This window comes from Gordonia sp. L191, assembly GCF_030077625.1.
Taxonomy (GTDB): Bacteria; Actinomycetota; Actinomycetes; order Mycobacteriales; family Mycobacteriaceae; genus Gordonia; species Gordonia polyisoprenivorans_A.
In genome coordinates this window covers 3,567,023-3,583,345 of sequence record NZ_CP125996.1, presented here as the reverse complement: position 1 = coordinate 3,583,345, position 16,323 = coordinate 3,567,023, and the positions used below count along the sequence as shown (strand labels likewise).

16 protein-coding genes are annotated in these 16,323 nt (G+C 65.8%); 12 read left to right on the top strand and 4 right to left on the bottom strand.

From position 1 onward, the window contains the following. The first annotated feature begins 44 nt into the window (after positions 1–44). The 9 genes from QNM97_RS16220 (at position 45) to QNM97_RS16180 (ending at position 9,595) form a co-directional block, all read left to right on the top strand. Complete coding sequence (locus QNM97_RS16220) at positions 45–1,541, top strand: aldehyde dehydrogenase (RefSeq protein ID WP_283819379.1); 1,497 nt, start codon at positions 45–47, stop codon at positions 1,539–1,541. Positions 1,542–1,876: 335 nt separating this feature from the next. Then, positions 1,877–2,746 carry an SDR family NAD(P)-dependent oxidoreductase gene (locus QNM97_RS16215; protein WP_283819378.1) on the top strand — a complete coding sequence of 290 codons (870 nt, stop codon included), beginning with the start codon at positions 1,877–1,879 and terminating at the stop codon, positions 2,744–2,746. Position 2,747: 1 nt separating this feature from the next. Beyond that, positions 2,748–3,002 carry a ferredoxin gene (locus QNM97_RS16210; RefSeq protein ID WP_283819377.1) on the top strand — a complete coding sequence of 85 codons (255 nt, stop codon included), beginning with the start codon at positions 2,748–2,750 and terminating at the stop codon, positions 3,000–3,002. Next, on the top strand, positions 2,999–4,228 hold the full coding sequence (locus QNM97_RS16205) for a cytochrome P450 (protein ID WP_283819376.1): 1,230 nt from the start codon (positions 2,999–3,001) through the stop codon (positions 4,226–4,228). Before QNM97_RS16210 ends, QNM97_RS16205 begins: the two co-directional genes overlap by 4 nt. A 215-nt stretch (positions 4,229–4,443) precedes the next feature. Further along, positions 4,444–5,625 (top strand): aromatic ring-hydroxylating oxygenase subunit alpha, encoded by a 1,182-nt coding sequence (locus tag QNM97_RS16200; RefSeq protein WP_283819375.1) that lies wholly within the window; start codon positions 4,444–4,446, stop codon positions 5,623–5,625. 15 nt (positions 5,626–5,640) lie between these two features. Next, a complete protein-coding gene (locus tag QNM97_RS16195; RefSeq protein ID WP_283819374.1) occupies positions 5,641–6,573 on the top strand; it encodes an N-acetyltransferase in 933 nt (310 codons plus the stop codon). Between the two features lie 110 nt (positions 6,574–6,683). Next, positions 6,684–8,204, top strand: a complete 1,521-nt coding sequence (locus tag QNM97_RS16190; RefSeq protein WP_283819373.1) for a class I adenylate-forming enzyme family protein — start codon at positions 6,684–6,686, stop codon at positions 8,202–8,204. A 105-nt stretch (positions 8,205–8,309) separates the two neighbouring features. After that, entirely contained in the window at positions 8,310–8,987 is a 678-nt protein-coding gene (locus tag QNM97_RS16185; protein ID WP_283819372.1) for a TetR/AcrR family transcriptional regulator, read from the top strand. A gap of 77 nt (positions 8,988–9,064) precedes the next feature. Continuing rightward, complete coding sequence (locus tag QNM97_RS16180) at positions 9,065–9,595, top strand: TetR/AcrR family transcriptional regulator (RefSeq protein WP_283819371.1); 531 nt, start codon at positions 9,065–9,067, stop codon at positions 9,593–9,595. Positions 9,596–9,944: 349 nt separating this feature from the next. Here QNM97_RS16180 and QNM97_RS16175 read toward each other — a convergent pair whose 3' ends face one another. Both QNM97_RS16175 and QNM97_RS16170 read right to left on the bottom strand, forming a co-directional pair. After that, complete coding sequence (locus tag QNM97_RS16175) at positions 9,945–10,394, bottom strand: TIGR03668 family PPOX class F420-dependent oxidoreductase (RefSeq protein ID WP_283819370.1); 450 nt, start codon at positions 10,392–10,394, stop codon at positions 9,945–9,947. 59 nt (positions 10,395–10,453) lie between these two features. Next, a complete protein-coding gene (locus tag QNM97_RS16170; protein ID WP_283819369.1) occupies positions 10,454–11,047 on the bottom strand; it encodes a TIGR03086 family metal-binding protein in 594 nt (197 codons plus the stop codon). A 94-nt stretch (positions 11,048–11,141) separates the two neighbouring features. Between QNM97_RS16170 and QNM97_RS16165 the strand changes: the two genes are divergently transcribed. From QNM97_RS16165 to QNM97_RS16155, 3 genes are read left to right on the top strand one after another with little or no spacing between them, the layout of a single operon-like run. Next, positions 11,142–12,092, top strand: coding sequence for a helix-turn-helix transcriptional regulator (locus tag QNM97_RS16165; RefSeq protein ID WP_283819368.1), 951 nt, complete (start codon positions 11,142–11,144; stop codon positions 12,090–12,092). 56 nt (positions 12,093–12,148) lie between these two features. Then, positions 12,149–12,541, top strand: coding sequence for a hypothetical protein (locus tag QNM97_RS16160; protein WP_283819367.1), 393 nt, complete (start codon positions 12,149–12,151; stop codon positions 12,539–12,541). A 2-nt stretch (positions 12,542–12,543) separates the two neighbouring features. Beyond that, positions 12,544–13,386, top strand: coding sequence for an alpha/beta hydrolase (locus QNM97_RS16155; protein ID WP_283819366.1), 843 nt, complete (start codon positions 12,544–12,546; stop codon positions 13,384–13,386). On the opposite strand, the gene QNM97_RS16150 is transcribed toward QNM97_RS16155, so the two are convergent. Together QNM97_RS16150 and QNM97_RS16145 are read right to left on the bottom strand one after the other, a co-directional pair. Then, a complete protein-coding gene (locus tag QNM97_RS16150; RefSeq protein ID WP_283819365.1) occupies positions 13,349–14,599 on the bottom strand; it encodes an SAM-dependent methyltransferase in 1,251 nt (416 codons plus the stop codon). The two genes, QNM97_RS16155 and QNM97_RS16150, sit on opposite strands and share 38 nt — an antisense overlap. A gap of 256 nt (positions 14,600–14,855) precedes the next feature. Continuing rightward, positions 14,856–16,283: an aldehyde dehydrogenase family protein gene (locus QNM97_RS16145; RefSeq protein ID WP_283819364.1), complete on the bottom strand. Its 1,428-nt coding sequence runs from the start codon at positions 16,281–16,283 to the stop codon at positions 14,856–14,858. Positions 16,284–16,323 lie beyond the last annotated feature (40 nt).

Here is a 16,323-nt window from a genome sequence, read left to right as displayed (position 1 = left end):
GCCCGCGCCACCTCGCACCGATCTCTCTCGAGGAGCAGCCACACATGACAACCACAGAACTCCCCGCCGATCAGCTCGCGACCATCGAGGACCGCGAGCAGGTCTTCATCGGCGGACGGTGGGTCGATTCATCCGGTGACGAATGGATCGACGTCGTCGATTCCTGGTCCGAACGCACTGCCGCCCGGGTGCGCGCCGCGACTTCCGACGACATGGCACGCGCCGTGGATGCCGCGCGGGCCTCCTTCGACGACGGGACGTGGGCGAGCACCCCGATCACCGAGCGCGCCGACGTCATCGATGAGATCGCCACCCGGCTCGAGGCGCGCACCGAGGAACTCACCACCCTCGGAATCGTCGAGGTCGGGGTGACCCTTCCGGTCAGTGCGATGACCCAGCAGATGACGATCGGCCTGTTCCGCGCGGTGGCCGCCGAAGCGCGCAAGGTGGCGCTCGTCGAGGAACGTACCCGCGCCGATGGCGGTGTTTCCCGAATCCTCAAGGAGCCCACCGGTGTTGTGGGCGTGATCATTCCGTGGAACGGCCCGATCGGCACCATCGCCTTCAAGGTTATTCCCGCACTCGCGGCGGGATGCTCGGTGGTGCTCAAGACCTCGCCGGAGGCATGCCTGTCGCCGTCGGTGTTCGCCGACGTGATCGGCGAGCTGGTCGCCGAGGGGCGGATTCCCGAAGGGGTGGTGAGCGTTCTCGCCGCCGACCGCGAGGTGTCCGAACAATTGGTCACCAATCCCGAGGTCGATCACATCACCTTCACCGGCAGCACGGCCGTCGGTCGTCGGATCATGAGTCTCGCCGGTGACCGAGTGGCCAAGGTCTCGCTCGAACTCGGTGGCAAGTCCGCGGCGATCATCCTCGACGACGCTGATCTGCAGACGGTGATGGCCAACGTGCCGATGGGTGGGTGCATGCAATCGGGTCAGGCTTGTATCGCGCTGACGCGAGTCCTGGTCTCCCGGGCCCGGCACGACGAGGTGGTCGCCGCGTACAAGGCCGCGCTGGGCATGATTCCGATGGGTAATCCGTGGGAGCAGACGAACTTCCTCGGTCCGCTGACCTCGCAGCGTCAGCGCGATCGCGTGGAGAGTTACATCGAGACCGCGAAAGCCGAGGGCGGCGAGGTCGTCCACGGCGGCGGCCGCGGCTTCGATCACGGGTATTTCGTGGAGCCGACGATCATCGACAACGTGCGCAACGACATGCGCATCGCCCAGGAGGAGGTCTTCGGTCCAGTGATCTCGATCATCACCTACGAAGACGAGGACGATGCTGTCGCGATCGCCAACGACTCGATCTACGGCCTGTCGGGCGCGGTGTTCACCGCCGACGTCGAGCACGGATTCGAGGTCGCCAAGCGCATCCGGACCGGTACCGTCAACGTCAACACCTCGGTCATCGACTTCACCCTGCCGTTCGGTGGCTACAAGCAGTCCGGCGTCGGGCGCGAGGGCGGACCCGAGGGACTCGACGAGTTCTTCGAGACCAAGACCGTCCACCTGCCGGCCCCCGCGCCCGCCCAGTGACCGAACACGTCGGGTGACCGAACACGTCCACTAACCGAATACGCGTACCCGACGCACCGTAGCGATACGGCTGCGCAACCCTCCGACCCGGTCGGCCGTGACAGCACGTCCCCTGTCACGGCCGACCGTTTCCATTTATGCACGCCCGGGGTTGGCTCTCGGCGAAACACAGATCCGCGCAACGGCATACGCGATTCCAAGCTGCTGACAAATGTCGCTTGACGTCTCATGTAAAACGGCCTACATTCGAACGTAGGGTGGCGCGCGTCACAGCCGGTATCGCGGACGTCACCGCTCTACCCGCTCGTCCGTTCTCGAAACAAAGGATTCCCACGATGAAACTCGAAGGAAAAGTCGCGCTGATCACCGGTGCCGGCTCGGGGCTGGGACGTCAGTCCTCCCAACTCTTCTCGGCCGAGGGAGCTCGGATCGCCGTCGTCGACATCGACGGTGACCGTGCCGAACAGACCGCAAAGCTGGTCGAGCAGCAGGGTGGCGAAGCCATCGCGATCACCGCGGATGTGGCCCAGAAGGATCAGATCGTGGCCGCCGTCAACGAGACCGTGGAGAAGTTCGGCAAGCTCGACATCGCCTGGGCGAACGCCGGAATCGTCTCGCGCGGAGGCGTTCCCACCGTCGCCGGTGGCGAGAGCGTGCTCTTCGAGGACCTGACCGAACAGGACTGGCAGCACGTCCTCGGGGTCAACCTCACCGGCGTCATCTACACCGCGCAGGCGGCCGTCCCGGCTCTCAAGGCCAATGGCGGCGGCACCATCCTTGCCACCTCGTCTGCGGCGTCATTCGTGGCCTACCACGACATCGCGCTTTACAGTGCCACCAAGGCCGGTGTGAACGGCTTTGTCCGCGGCCTGAGCCTGGATCTCGGTCCGTACGGAATTCGGGTGAACGCCTTGGCGCCCACTCACGGCATGTCGCCCAACTTCCTGATGCCACCCGGGTCGCCCGTCGTGGGTCAGTCCTACGAGGAGGTGTCCGGACCGTGGGATCCTTACGTCTCCCCGATTCCGTTGAAGCTCAACCGTCCGCCGTCACTGCTCGACAATGCGAAGGTCGCATTGTTCCTCGCCTCCGATGATTCGGCCTACATCTCGGGTGCGACGATCGGCTCGACCGACGGTGGAACACTCAACCGCGTGGGCATGTGGTTCGAAGAAGACCTGAACCAGAAGAACCCGAACGCCTGAGATGGCCGTGACAGCCACGCATTCGCAGGCCCTGGTGGTCGATCGCAGTGCCTGCGCCGGACACGGACTGTGTTACGGCGCCGCGCCCGAACTGATCGATTGTGATGACCAGGGCGACCCGATCGTCCCGGATCGCGCGCTCACCGAGGCAGAAGTTGTTCAGGCCGCCGAAGCGGTCGGACTGTGCCCGGAGCGTGCGCTGACCCTGACCGACGTCGCGAACCCCACCGACAACAGCCCCGAGGAGCAGTCATGACGACAGCGCAACGATCGCGAGAGGACGTGACCGTCGACTTCGACGTGTACGCACCCGATCTCGCCACACCCGTGGACGTCTTCCAGGAGAAGGTGGCCGAGTTGGCCGCCAAGGGACCCGTGGTCTATTCGACCGCATACGGGGGCCACTGGATCGTCACGCGTTATCAGGAGATCCACGAGGTGCTCCGCGATGCGGAGACATTCTCCAGCTATCCCAACAATCTGGTGACCAACGAGGCATTCGGGAAGTTCATCCCGATCGAACTCGATCCACCCGAGCACACCGGATATCGCAAGGCATTGCAGCCCCTGTTCGGTCCCGCCCGGATGAAGAAGCTGTCCGACGACATCCGTGAGGTCGTCAACGACCTGCTGGACGCATTCGCCGACAAGGGTGAGACCGAATACGTCGAGTCGTTCGCCCACGAGCTGCCGGCCCGGATCTTCCTGGCACTCATGGACTGGCCGGTGTCGGACGCACCACTGTTCACCGACGCCACCAATGTGGTGCTGTTCGGCAAACCGGGTGGAACCGAACAGGAATCGTTGGAGGCGCGGGCGATCGCGGGCATGCAGATGCTCGGGTACTTCCAGAAGATGGTCGACGAGCGGCGCGCCGATCCCGGCGACGACATCACCTCGCAGCTCATCCACACCGAGGTCGAGATGGAAGACGGGCTGCGCCTGCTCACCGACGAAGAACTGAACCGCATGTTCTTCCTGTTGCTCGTCGCCGGACTCCACACCGTCCAGGGATCGTTGGCCTGGGCGATCGTGCACTTGGTCAACAATCCCGAACAGCGGCGCGAGATCATCGAGGACCCGGCGATGATCCCGACCGCGGTGGAGGAGATCCTGCGAATCGAGGCCGCCGTCGTCCCCGGGCGCCGCGCGACGCGGGACACCACCCTGGGTGGCATGCAGATCAAAGAGGGCGAGCAGCTGATCCTGATGTTGTGCTCGGCGAATCGGGATTCCTCGGAGTTCGAGGACCCCGATGATCTCGACATCGCCCGTCGTCCCAATCGGCATCTGTCCTTCGGTGGCGGCCCGCACCGCTGCCTGGGATCGCATCTTGCGCGAATCGAGCTGACGATCGCGCTCGAGGAGATCCATCGTCGGATTCCCGATTACGAGCTGGTGGAATCCGATCCGCCGATCTTCCACTCCAGTCAGGTGCGTGGCTGCGTGCGGATGCCGATCCGGTTCACCCCGCAGAGCTGACCGGCATCGGATGTCGGGTCGCCGGCTTTATCATCCGGGCTGTCGTATCGCTGTGGGCGCACCTCGCCCAGGTGCGCACGCCCTACGGCCGGCGACCTCGTCATCAGGCACCATCCTTGCCCCATAAACCTTCTTGTTGTAGGTTTAGGTGACTGTGGGACGAATCCGTTCACCCGTCCCGTCCGGCCTACGACAGCCCTTTCGGAGGACCTGCCATGACTACTTCGCTTCCGCGCCAGGACCGCATCCGCCGCGCACTCGAGCTGCTGCGCAACGAGACGACGGACAAATTCGAGGAGATCATCGCCTTCGAGCCCGATGAGTTCACCGATCCTGTCCTGGCCAAGGAGGAGCGCGACTACATCTTCGGCCGGGTGCCCTCGATCGTGGCCCACAGTTCGGAGCTGGCCAAGGCACATGACTTCATGACCGTGCAGATGCCGCGCAACAACCTCATCGTCGTGCGGCAGAAGGACGGCAGCGTGCGCTCGTTCGTCAACCTGTGCCGCCACCGCGGTGCGATGCTCGAGGAGCGCGAGAAGGGTCGGTGCCGGATCTTCTCCTGCGGATACCACCGGTGGTCCTACGATCCCGACGGCAAGCTGCGCACGATCACCCGCGATTCGACCTTCGGCGACATCGACCGCAGTGAGCACGGGCTCATCGAGATCCCCACCGAGGAACGCCACGGATTCATCTGGGTCGTCGACAACGCCAAGGCGAAGATCGATGTCGCCGACTGGCTCGGTCCCGAGATCGACGGCATCCTCTCGGACTATCGCCTTGAGGATTCGGTGTGCTTCCGTGCGGCAGGATTCGACGAGCCGACCAACTGGAAGATCATGCAGGACGCGTTCCTGGACGGCTACCACATCCAGTACGCGCACCCGAATACCGCCGGCAAGATCATCCACACCAACGTGATGGCGTTCGAGGACTTCGGTCGCCATTGTCGGTTCATCGCGCCGCGCAAGTCGATCGACCGGTTCCTCGAAGAGGATCCGGGTGATGCCAATCTCGACAAGTACGTCACCGAAACGCATTTCCTGCTCCCCAACAGCACGCTGCTGCGACAGCCGGATCACTTCCAGCTGTTGACCTTCCGGCCGCATCCGAGCGATCCGACGAAGTCGCGGATGGAGCAGCGACTGATCGTCCCGACGGTCGAGAACAGTGGTATGCCGCCGGAGAAGTGGGATCGGTTGTGGAACAAGAATTGGGAGATCCTGCTCGCGGTGCTGCACAACGAGGACTTTCCGCTGCTGCGTCATTCGCAGGTGGGCATGGGCAGCGCCGATGCAGGCGATATGTTGTTGGGCCGCAATGAGATCGCCAATCAGGTCTTTCGCCGTGAAACGAAGAAGCTGGTCGCGCAGGGGCGCGCCGACAACTCATAGCCGGTCGGTGCGACGATGATCAAGTACGAATGGCGTGACGGTTTCGACGAGTCGGAGGCCGCCGAACTCCGTGAACTCCTCGAGCGGGCCGCCGCCTACGACGCCGAGCCCGAGTACAACACCATCGACCCCGACGACGTCGTGGCACGGACGGCCGAGCCGGATCGCGTTCGCAATCTGGTCATCTGGATGCTCCCGCGCCCCAATACGCTCGACGGTCCACCGGACCCCGAGCGGATCGCCGGGATGATCCGATTCGTGGATCGGGGCGAACAGTGTTGGGACGCAACCGTCGTCATCGATCCGGACCTCCGGTCCATCGGGATCATGACCCTGCTGCTTGAGCAGGCCGGACTGAACCTGGCGGCCGAGGAAGGATGGCTCGGGAGCGGTATCCATCGGGTCCAGGCATGGGCACGGGGGAATCATCCGGCGTCCGGGCGGATCGGCGATCGCAATCTCATCCCGCGCACCCGGCGCGTGTGGAAACTGATCCGGCCGCATGACGGCACCGAGCCCGAACAGTCGCTCAACACGCTGTCGGTCGAGGATGCCCCCGAGGTGCTCGCCTATGCCGATCGACTCGAGTCCGGTGGCCAGGCCGCCGAAGTCCGCGCACTGGCCGGAACGTTCGGTGGCGACGGCACCCACCGGCAGGTGCTCGCCCTGCGCACGGGTGAGCAGATCTGCGGCCTGGTGGATCTCGGGCTCGTCGCACTCGACTCCGAGGAATACGGGCGATGTGCACCGGTGCGTCATCTGTCGACACAGACACGCGATCGTTCCGAGATCACCGCAGTGCTGCTCGGTGCGGCGTCGGCGGCGTCGAATGCGGGGCTCCACGCGATCCAGATCCACGTCGAATCCACCGACGACGACCTCGTCGGGGTATGCCGCCTCCTCGGATTCCAGCACGACCGAACCGACGTGCGCTACGAATTGCGCTGACACAGAGCGGGATCAGCGAAAACCGTGTCCGAATTATCCTAATGGCTTTAGACTACGTCCAGCCCCGTCCACACCCCGGCCACCCGCCGGGCGGAAGCAGAGAGACTCACATGACCGCGACAATCGGAGCAGCCCTCGACTGGTGGGCACGTACCAAGGGGGATGCCACCGCGCTGGTGTTCACCGAGTCCGAGCTGAACTATCGCCAACTCCGCGACTGGACGAGTCGGGTGGCGCGAGCGCTCGTCGACGATCACGGGGTCTCGCGCGGCGATCGGGTCGGTGTCCTGGGCCCGAACTCGCTCGAATGGCCGGTGGCCGCACTCTCGGTGCTGAAGGCCGGTGGCGTGCTCGTTCCGCTGAACAGCCGATACAAGCCGGCCGAACTGCGCAAGATCGCCGACGACGCGGGCATCGGTCTCGTGATCGTCGCACCCGGTTTCGAGCAGCTCGCCGAGGACACCGCGGCGATCGGTGAATCCTTCGGCGTCGTCCGGTACGACGAGCTGCAGCGGCTGCGGTCGGGCGAGGCAGACCGGTTCCGGGTCGACCTCGAGCCGGAGGAACCGACCACCGTGCTGTTCACCAGCGGATCGACCGGCCTGTCCAAGGGGGTCATCCTGACCAACCGGACGCTGTTGTCGATCGTGCTGGAGAACACCCTGACCGAGGAGGGATTCCGGCCCGGCGCAACGACTTTGTTGGTGCTGCCACTGGCGTTCACACCCGGTCTGGTCTACGGACTGCTCATCACCACCGTGCTCGGCGGGAAGCTGATCATCGAGCCCGAACTGAATCCGGGCAACGCCGTGGCGCTGTTGGAGAAGCACTCCGTCAACGCCATCTTCGGTGTGCCATTGATTTTCGAGGCTCTTTCGCGTGCACCGGAATTCGCGACTGCCGACCTCTCCTCGATCAAGACCGCGATCGTCGGTGGCGCGGCAGTCCCCACCGATCTGCTCATGCGTTGGTCGGACAAGGGTGTGCTGCTGCGCCAGATCTACGGGATGACCGAGGCCGGTGGCGTGGCGACCGCGACGATCCGCTCGGAGGCGCTCGAGTTCCCGGACCGGTGTGGCACCGGGTCGATCTTCACCGAGGTCACGGTCTTCAACGACGACGGTGAACCTGCGGAGCCGGGTGAGGAAGGCGAACTCGTCGTCCGTGGACCGGGCGTCACGCCGGGATACTGGAACGACGAGGAGGCCACGGCCGCCGCTCTCCGCAACGGCTGGCTGCACAGTGGGGATCTGGGCGTGATGGATTCCGATGGCCGAGTGAAGTTCGTCGACCGACTCAAGGACCTGATCATCTCCGGCGGGATCAACATCTCGCCGGTGGAACTCGAGATGGCGATCATGGCGATCGACGGAGTCGAGGAGGTCGCGGTCATCGCCGCCCACGATGACCGGTTCGGTGAGACCCCGGCAGCCATCGTCACCGTCTCCAACGACGTCGATGCCCAGACGATCGTCGCGCACTGCGAGAAGGTGCTGGCCGACTTCAAGGTGCCCCGATACGTCGTCGTCCGCCAGGATCCGCTGCCGCGTCTGCCCAGCGGGAAGATCGCCAAGACCGTCATTCGCGACGAGTACAAGGACGTCGACACCAGGTTTTCCAAGGTGCGCTGATCGGCGCCCTCTCACCCCCGTCGGGGGTGCGGGGAGTGTGCAGACATCCGACAGGTTGCGTCTCTTGTATCGTGGAGGTTCGGATACCAGGGACGAAAGGCTGACGTGGCGCGCAGGAAGACGGGCAACGTCCTCAGTGAGGATGTGGACGAAGCCCGCAAGCAGATCATGGTCGCCGCCGAGCGTGTGTTCCAACGGTACGGTGTCGCCAAGACGACCATGGACGACATCGGCCGCGAGGCCGGGGTCTCGCGGCCCACCGTATACCGATATTTCGGGGACCGAGACAGCTTGATCGCGGCACTGATCGAACGCCGATCGCGGATGCTGTTCGTCAAGGCCCGCAAATTCCTCCTCGACATGCCGACCTTCTCCGAGCAGCTCGTCGAGGGCCTGATCTACCTGGTCGATCGCGGGCGCAAGGACCCGTTGGTACGCATCCTGGTCAGTCCCGAACACATGCAGATGGCCGAGCCGCTCGTCGGCAGTTCGGGACTCGCGGCCAGGCTCACCGCGGAGATGTGGGGACCGGTGATCGACCGGGCGATCGAGCGCGGTGAGATCCGCTCCGACCTCGACCGGGACAAGGTCGCGGAATGGATTGCGCTGGTGCAATTCATTCTCGTCGGCCGGCTGGACTTCGATCGGCCCGATGACCCGGCGCACCGTGAAATGCTGCGCAACTTCGTTCTGCCCGCCTTCGCGCCCGGAGCTGCGGTCGCCTCCGGTCCGGTCTCGTCCGGCTCAACCTCCTCCGACACTGTCACCGAGGTCCGGTCCTGAGCGCGACGGAGTCCGGGGCTGGAGGGTCCGGGACTGGGGTCGATGAGGTCGCCAACACCATCCTCGGCGCGGCCGAGATGTGTTTCGAGCGATTCGGCATCACCAAGACGACGATGGAAGATGTGGCCCGTGCTGCGAAGATGTCGCGCGCCACAGTGTATCGGCATTTCTCCGACCGGGAGAGTCTGATCATGGCCTCGGTGACCCGTCGCGCGCGGATGAACATCGAACCCGCACGGTCCTACATCGCGAACTGCCGGACACTCGAGGAGAAGATCGTCGAGGGAATCGGCCACAATGTGCGTCGTGGTCGGCGTGATCCGATGGTGCATCTGCTCGTCTCGCCGGAGGAGATGACCCTCTCGACGCAACTGCTGTGGCGCTCGGGAACCGCCATCGACCTCACCTACGAACTCTGGGCTCCCATCCTCACCGAAGCGCAGATGCTCGGTGAGATGCGCAAGGACGTCGACGTGCGACTGCTGTGCGAGTGGATCGCCGAGATCGAGATCGCCTACATCAGCCAGACCGACGGTTCCGACGACGCACTGAAACGGTTGCAGGAGAAGGTGCGCCGATTCCTGGTGCCGTCGCTGATTCCGGAATGACCGCCCGCACCACCGACATCGCCACAGCACAGTGCCCGGACCGCTGGTCGGCGGTCCGGGCACGGTCTCTGTGAGAGCGACGGCCCCAGACAATGCGCCTCTCGGCAAACGGCCGCTCGAAGCGGCAAATGGGGTGGGGCCCGGGGCAGACTCTGGGACCGTCGATGGGATCAACGCCGGTTGAGGCGCGCGGTATTCCCGCTCGCGCCGGATCGAAGTGGGTGTCGGTGCCCGGGATGCTGCCAGTGATATCGGGACGCCGGCATGACGATGCCGCTGTTGTGACCGCCGTTCCGGGATGTCCCGACCTCGAAGACGATGGACGATCCGAAGCGACTGACCGAAGAAATCATGCCAAAGGTGAACGCGGGCTGACGGCGCCGGTCTGCGCGGACCAGTGATGCCAACGCAGACCGGTCACGATGATCACCGCGCCGTGTGGGCGGTGCTCGCGATACTGCGGATATTTCCTCGCCAACGCGGTGATCGCCGTCGTGCCCTCCTCGGTGGCGGAGTCGACGACGACAGCGTGACCGTCTAACCGTACCCACCAGAGCTCCTCCCATTCGTCGGAGTAGTGATCGACGAGCGCCGACACCCGGGGATTCTCCTCGATGTTCGCCAGACGTCTGAGGGCTTGGGAGCGCTTGGGTTTGTGGTCGACGCAGGTGACGAGACGCTCGTCATCGAGTGCGAAGACGATGGGGACCAGATGCGGTGTGCCGTCGGCGCGCGCGGTGGCCAGACGGGCCACGCGCGCCGCGGCGAACGCCCGCACGTAGGCGTTGTCGAAGGACATGAGTTCTACGCTCGCACATCTTCGACGTGGCAGTGCACGTCGTCAAGCAGGCGCGATCGTCAAGCACGCGTCCACGGCGCGGACGCACGCCCCGACCAGTTCGCCAACCGCTCGGTGGCGCCCGCCTCGGAGCGCGGTTCGACGACGGCGTCGAACGGCACCTCGTCGTCGGCGCGGATCTCGGCCGGGATGAACTGCCGTGCGACCGCGAGTGTGGTCTCGGCTAGTGCCGGCTCGGTCTCGGCGTTCTGGCCGGTGGCCACGGCGAGGTCCCAACCGTGGACCAGGGTTTCGTTGACGTAGCCCCACAGTGCTCCGGCTCCCGGAACTTCTCCCCACGGAACACGTACCGGTGCAGAGAGTTTCGCGTCGTCGGACCAGAGCGCCACGGCCTGGTCGGTGGCGTTGGTGTAGGTGGCGGCATCGTGATGCTCGTCGATGCTGGGAATGGCGAGAACGTCGTCGCCGGCGGCGAGCGCGACCGCCCGGTGGGCGGTGCCGTTGAGGTGTCGGGCGAGCATGCGGACGTCGAAGTCCGCACACGGTGTGGGGGAGTCGAGCTGATCATCGCGAACGTGGGCGAGCAGGTCGCCGACCCATTGGGTGGCCGCGGTGTAGAAGGGGCGGGGATCTGCGGGCTGGGTGTTGGTCATGACGGAGGTCCTTTCGGGTTCTTCGGGCTGGTGAGGATCAGTGAACCCGTGAAACCTGACATCTACTGTCGTGATTTTTTGACAGACTTCTCGCATGCGCGCCGAGCGGTTGTTGTCGGTCCTGATGCTGTTGCGGTCACGGGGCCGGATGACCGCTGCCGAGCTGGCGACGGAACTGGAGGTCTCCGAACGTACGGTGCTCCGCGACATCGAGGCGCTGTCGTTGTCCGGCGTGCCGGTCTACTCCGAACGGGGCCGCCATGGCGGATTCGCGTTGGTCCCGGGATATCGGACGGACCTCTCGGGACTGACGCTGCACGAATCGATCGCCCTGCTCTCCGGCGGAGGGCGAATCGACTCGCCGGCGGCGGCGCGCGCCAAACGCAAACTCGAGGCGTCCCTACCGGATACGCACCGCGGCCAGGTGGCCGACGCGGCCCGCCGAATCCTGGTGCGCCCGGACGGATTCGTGAAAGCGGCAGACGACCTCATCGCGCTACCGCCGGTACAACAGGCCGTCGTCGAAGGCCGGCGGATTACCGTGATCTACCAGCGGCCCGGAGCCGACCCCGCCGAACGCGTTCTCGATCCGATCGGGCTGATCGTCGCCGGTGATACCTGGTATCTGGTCGCGAATTCCCAAGGAGACGAACGTATGTACCGGATCTCGAGGATGTCAGACGTGCGCCTTCTCGACGAGCCCGCCGACCGTGCGGACTCCGTCGATCTCGAGCAGGTGTGGGAACGCCGTAGGGATGCGTTCCGCTCCGCCTTTACGCCGCTCGACGTGACGGTCGCGTGCTCACCGGAATCGGTGGAGGCCCTGACGCGTGGACCGGTATCCGTCCTGTCCGTTGAACCTGGCTCCGACGCGACCGAAACAGCCGGCGGGGTGCGCGTGACGCTGCGCTTCGGCGACGGGGCGCGCGCGACACGGATCCTGTGGTGGCTGTCGTTCGACATCGAGCTGTCGGTGATCGAGCCGATTGCGCTCCGACGAGAGTTGGCAGAACGCGCCCAGCGACTCGCGGCAGTGCACATCTGAGCCGCGGGTGCCCGCATTTGCCCCCTGTACCTCGCGCGAACAGCGATAATGACGCCATGGCAGACAAAGGTGTGCATGGGGTGGGGGCGCGTCCCGGTGAGCGTCAGCGAATCCGGAAGCTTGCGCAGGCCGCACTCAATGCGGATGTGACCGTCGAGCAGGTCGACACGATCCTGTCCGACCTGGGCTCGGCGCTCGACGGCTTCGACCGCACACTGTCCGACCTGGACGGCACGATCGAATCGCTCAACTCCACCCTGGGTCAGCTGAGTACGACCCTGAACATGGTCGATGCGACCGTAGATCGGATGGCCGACGTCGTCGCCCGTCTGGAGAAGGTCGTCGGCAGGGTGGAAGTGCTTGTCGCGGTGGGTGAGACGGCGCTGAAGCCGCTCGGCGCGATCGAATCGGCCGGACGCAGTGTGATGTCGCGGATCGGGTTGGGGTGACCATGTCGGCAGTCGAAGAACGGCAGTTCCGCGGGGCGCACGGCGAGACGATCGTCTACGACCTGTACCGGCCGGATGTCGGTGAGCCGCGTGCCGTGGTCGTCATCGCACACGGGATGGGTGAGCACGGCCGGCGCTACCGGCACGTTGTCGATGCACTCACCGGGGCCGGGTATCTCGTCGCCGTTCCCGATCACCTCGGTCACGGGCGATCCGGTGGGGCGCGGATGCGCATCACCCGGTTCAGCCAGTACACCGACGACCTCGCCCGGGTGATCTCCGAGACGGGGATCGACGGCGTGCCGACCTTCTTGATCGGCCACAGCATGGGCGGGTGCATCGCCTTGGACTACGCGCTCGATCACCCCGAAGCCGTTGCCGGACTGGTGTTGTCCGGGGCGGCGATCGTGCCGGGCGACGATCTGCCCGGTCCGCTGATCGCGGTGTCCAAGCTGGTGGGCAAGATCGCCCCCACCCTGCCGACCCTCGCTCTGGACTCGGGCAGCATCAGCCGCGATCCGGCGGTGGTCGCCGACTACGAGTCCGACCCGCTGGTGCACCGCGGCAAGATTCCCGCCCGTCTCGGAGCCGAGATGGTCTCGACCATGCAGTCGTTTCCCGCGCGGCTGCCCTCGCTGCGGATGCCGGTGCTGGTGATGCACGGCAGCGAGGACACGCTCACCAACCCCGACGGCAGCCGGCTCGTCGACGAGTTGGCGTCGTCGACCGACAAGACGTTGATCATCTGGGACGGGTTGCGTCACGAGATCTTCAACGAGCCCGAAAAGGACGAGGTAATCGGCACTCTTACGCGCTGGCTGGCCCAGCGGGTCGGCGCATCGTGATCTGCTCGACATCCATGCGGCCGTCGCGGAAGGCCATTCGACCGCCGACGAGGTAGAGCCGCCACACCCGCGCCATCTCCTCGCCGACCAGGTCGATGACGGCGGCCTGGTTCTTCTCGAACGTCTCGTACCACGCGTCGACGGTGCGCACGTAGTCCTGGCCCATGTGCCGGATGTCGGTGACGTGCAGCCCGGCGTCGGCGAGCATGCCGACCGTCTGCGAGACGGGGCGCATGTACATGTCGGGGGCGATGAACGACTCGATGAACGGACCACCACCGGGATGGTGTCCGGCACGTCGGGACATCTGCTGGATGCACACGCCGCCGCCGGGGATCACCTTGTCGTGCAACACCTTCGCGTACGTCGGGTAGTTGCGTTGTCCCACGTGTTCGCCCATCTCGATCGAGGCGACGGCGTCGAAGGCGGTGTCGGGGATCTCGCGATAGTCCTGCACGCGGATCTCCACCAGGTCGCCGAGGCCGCGTTCGGCGATCCGGGCGTCGATGAACTGTTTCTGCTCGGCGGCAATCGTCACGCCGACGACGCGGGCACCGTAGTTCTGGGCTGCATACAGCGACAGCGAACCCCACCCGCATCCGATGTCGAGGAGACGGGCTCCTGGCCCCAGCTGGTCCAGTCCGACGTTGCGGCACACCCGGTCCAGCTTGTCGGCTTGTGCATCGGCCAGCGAGTAGCCGGGATCGTCGGAGGTCCACAAGGCACTCGAGTACGCCATGTGCTCGTCGAGGAGCAGCGCGTAGAAGTCGTTCGACAAGTCGTAGTGGTGGCTGATCGCGGCCCGGTCCCGGGCTCGCGAATGCAGTCGCCCACGCACCCGCGCCTGGGTGGCCGGCGGGGCCGTCGGCGGGCCGAGTAGCCGGTGGGTGACGGCGAGTCGGGCGAGGTCGAACAGCAGCCGGGGCGTCGGACGGATCGGTCCCAGACCGCGCTCGGTGACCGCCGCCCACACGTGGGTCAGTGCCTCGTCGAGGTCACCGGAGACGTCGAGTTCACCGGTCACATAGGCCTGCGCCGCGCCGAGTTCGCCCGGATGCCACAGCATGCGCCGCAACGCATCCCGGCTGTAAAGGACGACGTGGGGCGCATCGTGCGGGCCGGCGGTGCTGCCGTCCCACGCGGTCAGATGCACCGGCAGTTCGCCGCCGATCCGGTCTTCGATCACTCGTGCCAGCGATGCGGCGACGGTCATGGGGCCTCCTGGGATGGGGTCGGTCACCCGTTGTTCGCCGCCCACCGCGGTGCGGATGGGTCACCGCGGGCGGCAGTTGCCCGCCGACAGCGCCCCCAATACCGACGACGGCGCCCGGAAAAACGCCGACAGCGCCCCCGGGACCGCCGACAGCGCTCGGAAAGCGCGGTCGGCGGCCGGTGGGGCGCTGTCGGCGGGGTGAAGAGCGCTGTCGGCGGTACCCGAGGTGCCGCCATGCGACGCTGCGGTCGGTGGGTCAGGCGCTGTAGCCCAGCAGCGACTTGACCTCGAGGAAGTCCTCGAAACCGTAGTCGCCGCCCCATTCACGGCCGTTGCCGCTCTTCTTGTAGCCGCCGAACGGGGCGGCCGGGTCGACCTGCGCGCCGTTGAGCGAGATCGATCCGGCTCGGATCGCCCCGCCGATGCGGCGTACCTCGTCGAGGTCCTTGCCGGACACGTAGCCGGCCAGGCCGTACTCGGTGTCGTTGGCGATCTTGATGGCCTCGTCGATCGAGTCGTAGCCGATCACCACCAGCACCGGCCCGAAGACCTCGGTGCGGGCGATCTCCATGTCGTTGGTGACGTTGGTGAACACGGTCGGCTTGACGTAGAAGCCCGTCTCGAGACCGTCCGGTCGACCCGCCCCACCGATGACGGCGTTGGCGCCCCCGTCGATCGCGCGCTCGATGAGACCCTGGATCTTGTCGAACTGGACCTCGGAGACCACCGGGCCCAGCCGGACGCTGCTGTTCGGATCGCCGACGGTCAGGTCGGCACCGGTGGCCTTGGCGATCTCGGCGACCTCGGCGAGGCGCGAGTTGGGAACGAGCATGCGGCTCGGCGCATTACACGACTGTCCCGAGTTGAGCATCATCGTGGCGATGCCGCCGGCGACGTTCTTCGCGAAGTCCTCGTCGTCGAGGATGATGTTGGGGCTCTTGCCGCCGAGTTCCTGCGCCACGCGCTTGACCGACGGGGCGGCGTTCTTGGCGACCTCGATGCCCGCCCGGGTGGAGCCGGTGAAGGAGATCATGTCGACGTCGGGATGCGACGACAGTGCGACGCCGACACCCGGCCCGTCACCGTTGACGAGATTGAACACACCGGCGGGAACGCCTGCGGCATCCATGATCTCGGCCACGATGGCCGCGCTGAACGGCGCGATCTCCGACGGCTTGAGCACGACGGTGCACCCGGTGGCCAGTGCCGGGGCCAGCTTGCACATCACCTGGTTGAGCGGCCAGTTCCACGGGGTGATGAATCCGCACACGCCGACCGGCTCCTTGACGATGCGGTGGCTGCCGCGGTCCTCACCGAAAGAGTAGGTGGGCAGTGTGGCCGCAGCGGTCGTGAGGTGGCCCAGCCCGATCGGCACCTGCGCGGCCTTCGACAACCCGGCCGGAGCACCCATCTCCTCGGTGACGGCCGCGGCCAGATCGTCCATGCGCTTCTGGTACTCGGCGACGATGGCGTTGAGTACGGCGGTGCGCTCCTCGACGGAGGTGACGCCCCAGGTGGTGAACGCCCGCTTCGCCGCGGCGACGGCGGCATCGACGTCGGCGGCCGTGCCGAGGGCGACCTGACCCGCCGACTTCTCGGTGGCCGGATTGATCACGTCGATGAGGTTCAGCTCGGTCGGCTCGACCCACTGGCCGTCGATATAGAACTTGGTGATCTCGCGCATGTGTCCTCCGTCTCGGGGCTGATGCCCGTGTGTGTTCCAC

Coding starts and splice junctions, on each gene's coding strand:
- QNM97_RS16220 (WP_283819379.1), top strand. CDS start 45: ATGACAACCACAGAACTCCCCGCCGATCAGCTCGCGACCATCGAGGAC.
- QNM97_RS16215 (WP_283819378.1), top strand. CDS start 1,877: ATGAAACTCGAAGGAAAAGTCGCGCTGATCACCGGTGCCGGCTCGGGG.
- QNM97_RS16210 (WP_283819377.1), top strand. CDS start 2,748: ATGGCCGTGACAGCCACGCATTCGCAGGCCCTGGTGGTCGATCGCAGT.
- QNM97_RS16205 (WP_283819376.1), top strand. CDS start 2,999: ATGACGACAGCGCAACGATCGCGAGAGGACGTGACCGTCGACTTCGAC.
- QNM97_RS16200 (WP_283819375.1), top strand. CDS start 4,444: ATGACTACTTCGCTTCCGCGCCAGGACCGCATCCGCCGCGCACTCGAG.
- QNM97_RS16195 (WP_283819374.1), top strand. CDS start 5,641: ATGATCAAGTACGAATGGCGTGACGGTTTCGACGAGTCGGAGGCCGCC.
- QNM97_RS16190 (WP_283819373.1), top strand. CDS start 6,684: ATGACCGCGACAATCGGAGCAGCCCTCGACTGGTGGGCACGTACCAAG.
- QNM97_RS16180 (WP_283819371.1), top strand. CDS start 9,065: ATGTGTTTCGAGCGATTCGGCATCACCAAGACGACGATGGAAGATGTG.
- QNM97_RS16175 (WP_283819370.1), bottom strand. CDS start 10,394: ATGTCCTTCGACAACGCCTACGTGCGGGCGTTCGCCGCGGCGCGCGTG.
- QNM97_RS16170 (WP_283819369.1), bottom strand. CDS start 11,047: ATGACCAACACCCAGCCCGCAGATCCCCGCCCCTTCTACACCGCGGCC.
- QNM97_RS16165 (WP_283819368.1), top strand. CDS start 11,142: ATGCGCGCCGAGCGGTTGTTGTCGGTCCTGATGCTGTTGCGGTCACGG.
- QNM97_RS16160 (WP_283819367.1), top strand. CDS start 12,149: ATGGCAGACAAAGGTGTGCATGGGGTGGGGGCGCGTCCCGGTGAGCGT.
- QNM97_RS16155 (WP_283819366.1), top strand. CDS start 12,544: ATGTCGGCAGTCGAAGAACGGCAGTTCCGCGGGGCGCACGGCGAGACG.
- QNM97_RS16150 (WP_283819365.1), bottom strand. CDS start 14,599: ATGACCGTCGCCGCATCGCTGGCACGAGTGATCGAAGACCGGATCGGC.
- QNM97_RS16145 (WP_283819364.1), bottom strand. CDS start 16,283: ATGCGCGAGATCACCAAGTTCTATATCGACGGCCAGTGGGTCGAGCCG.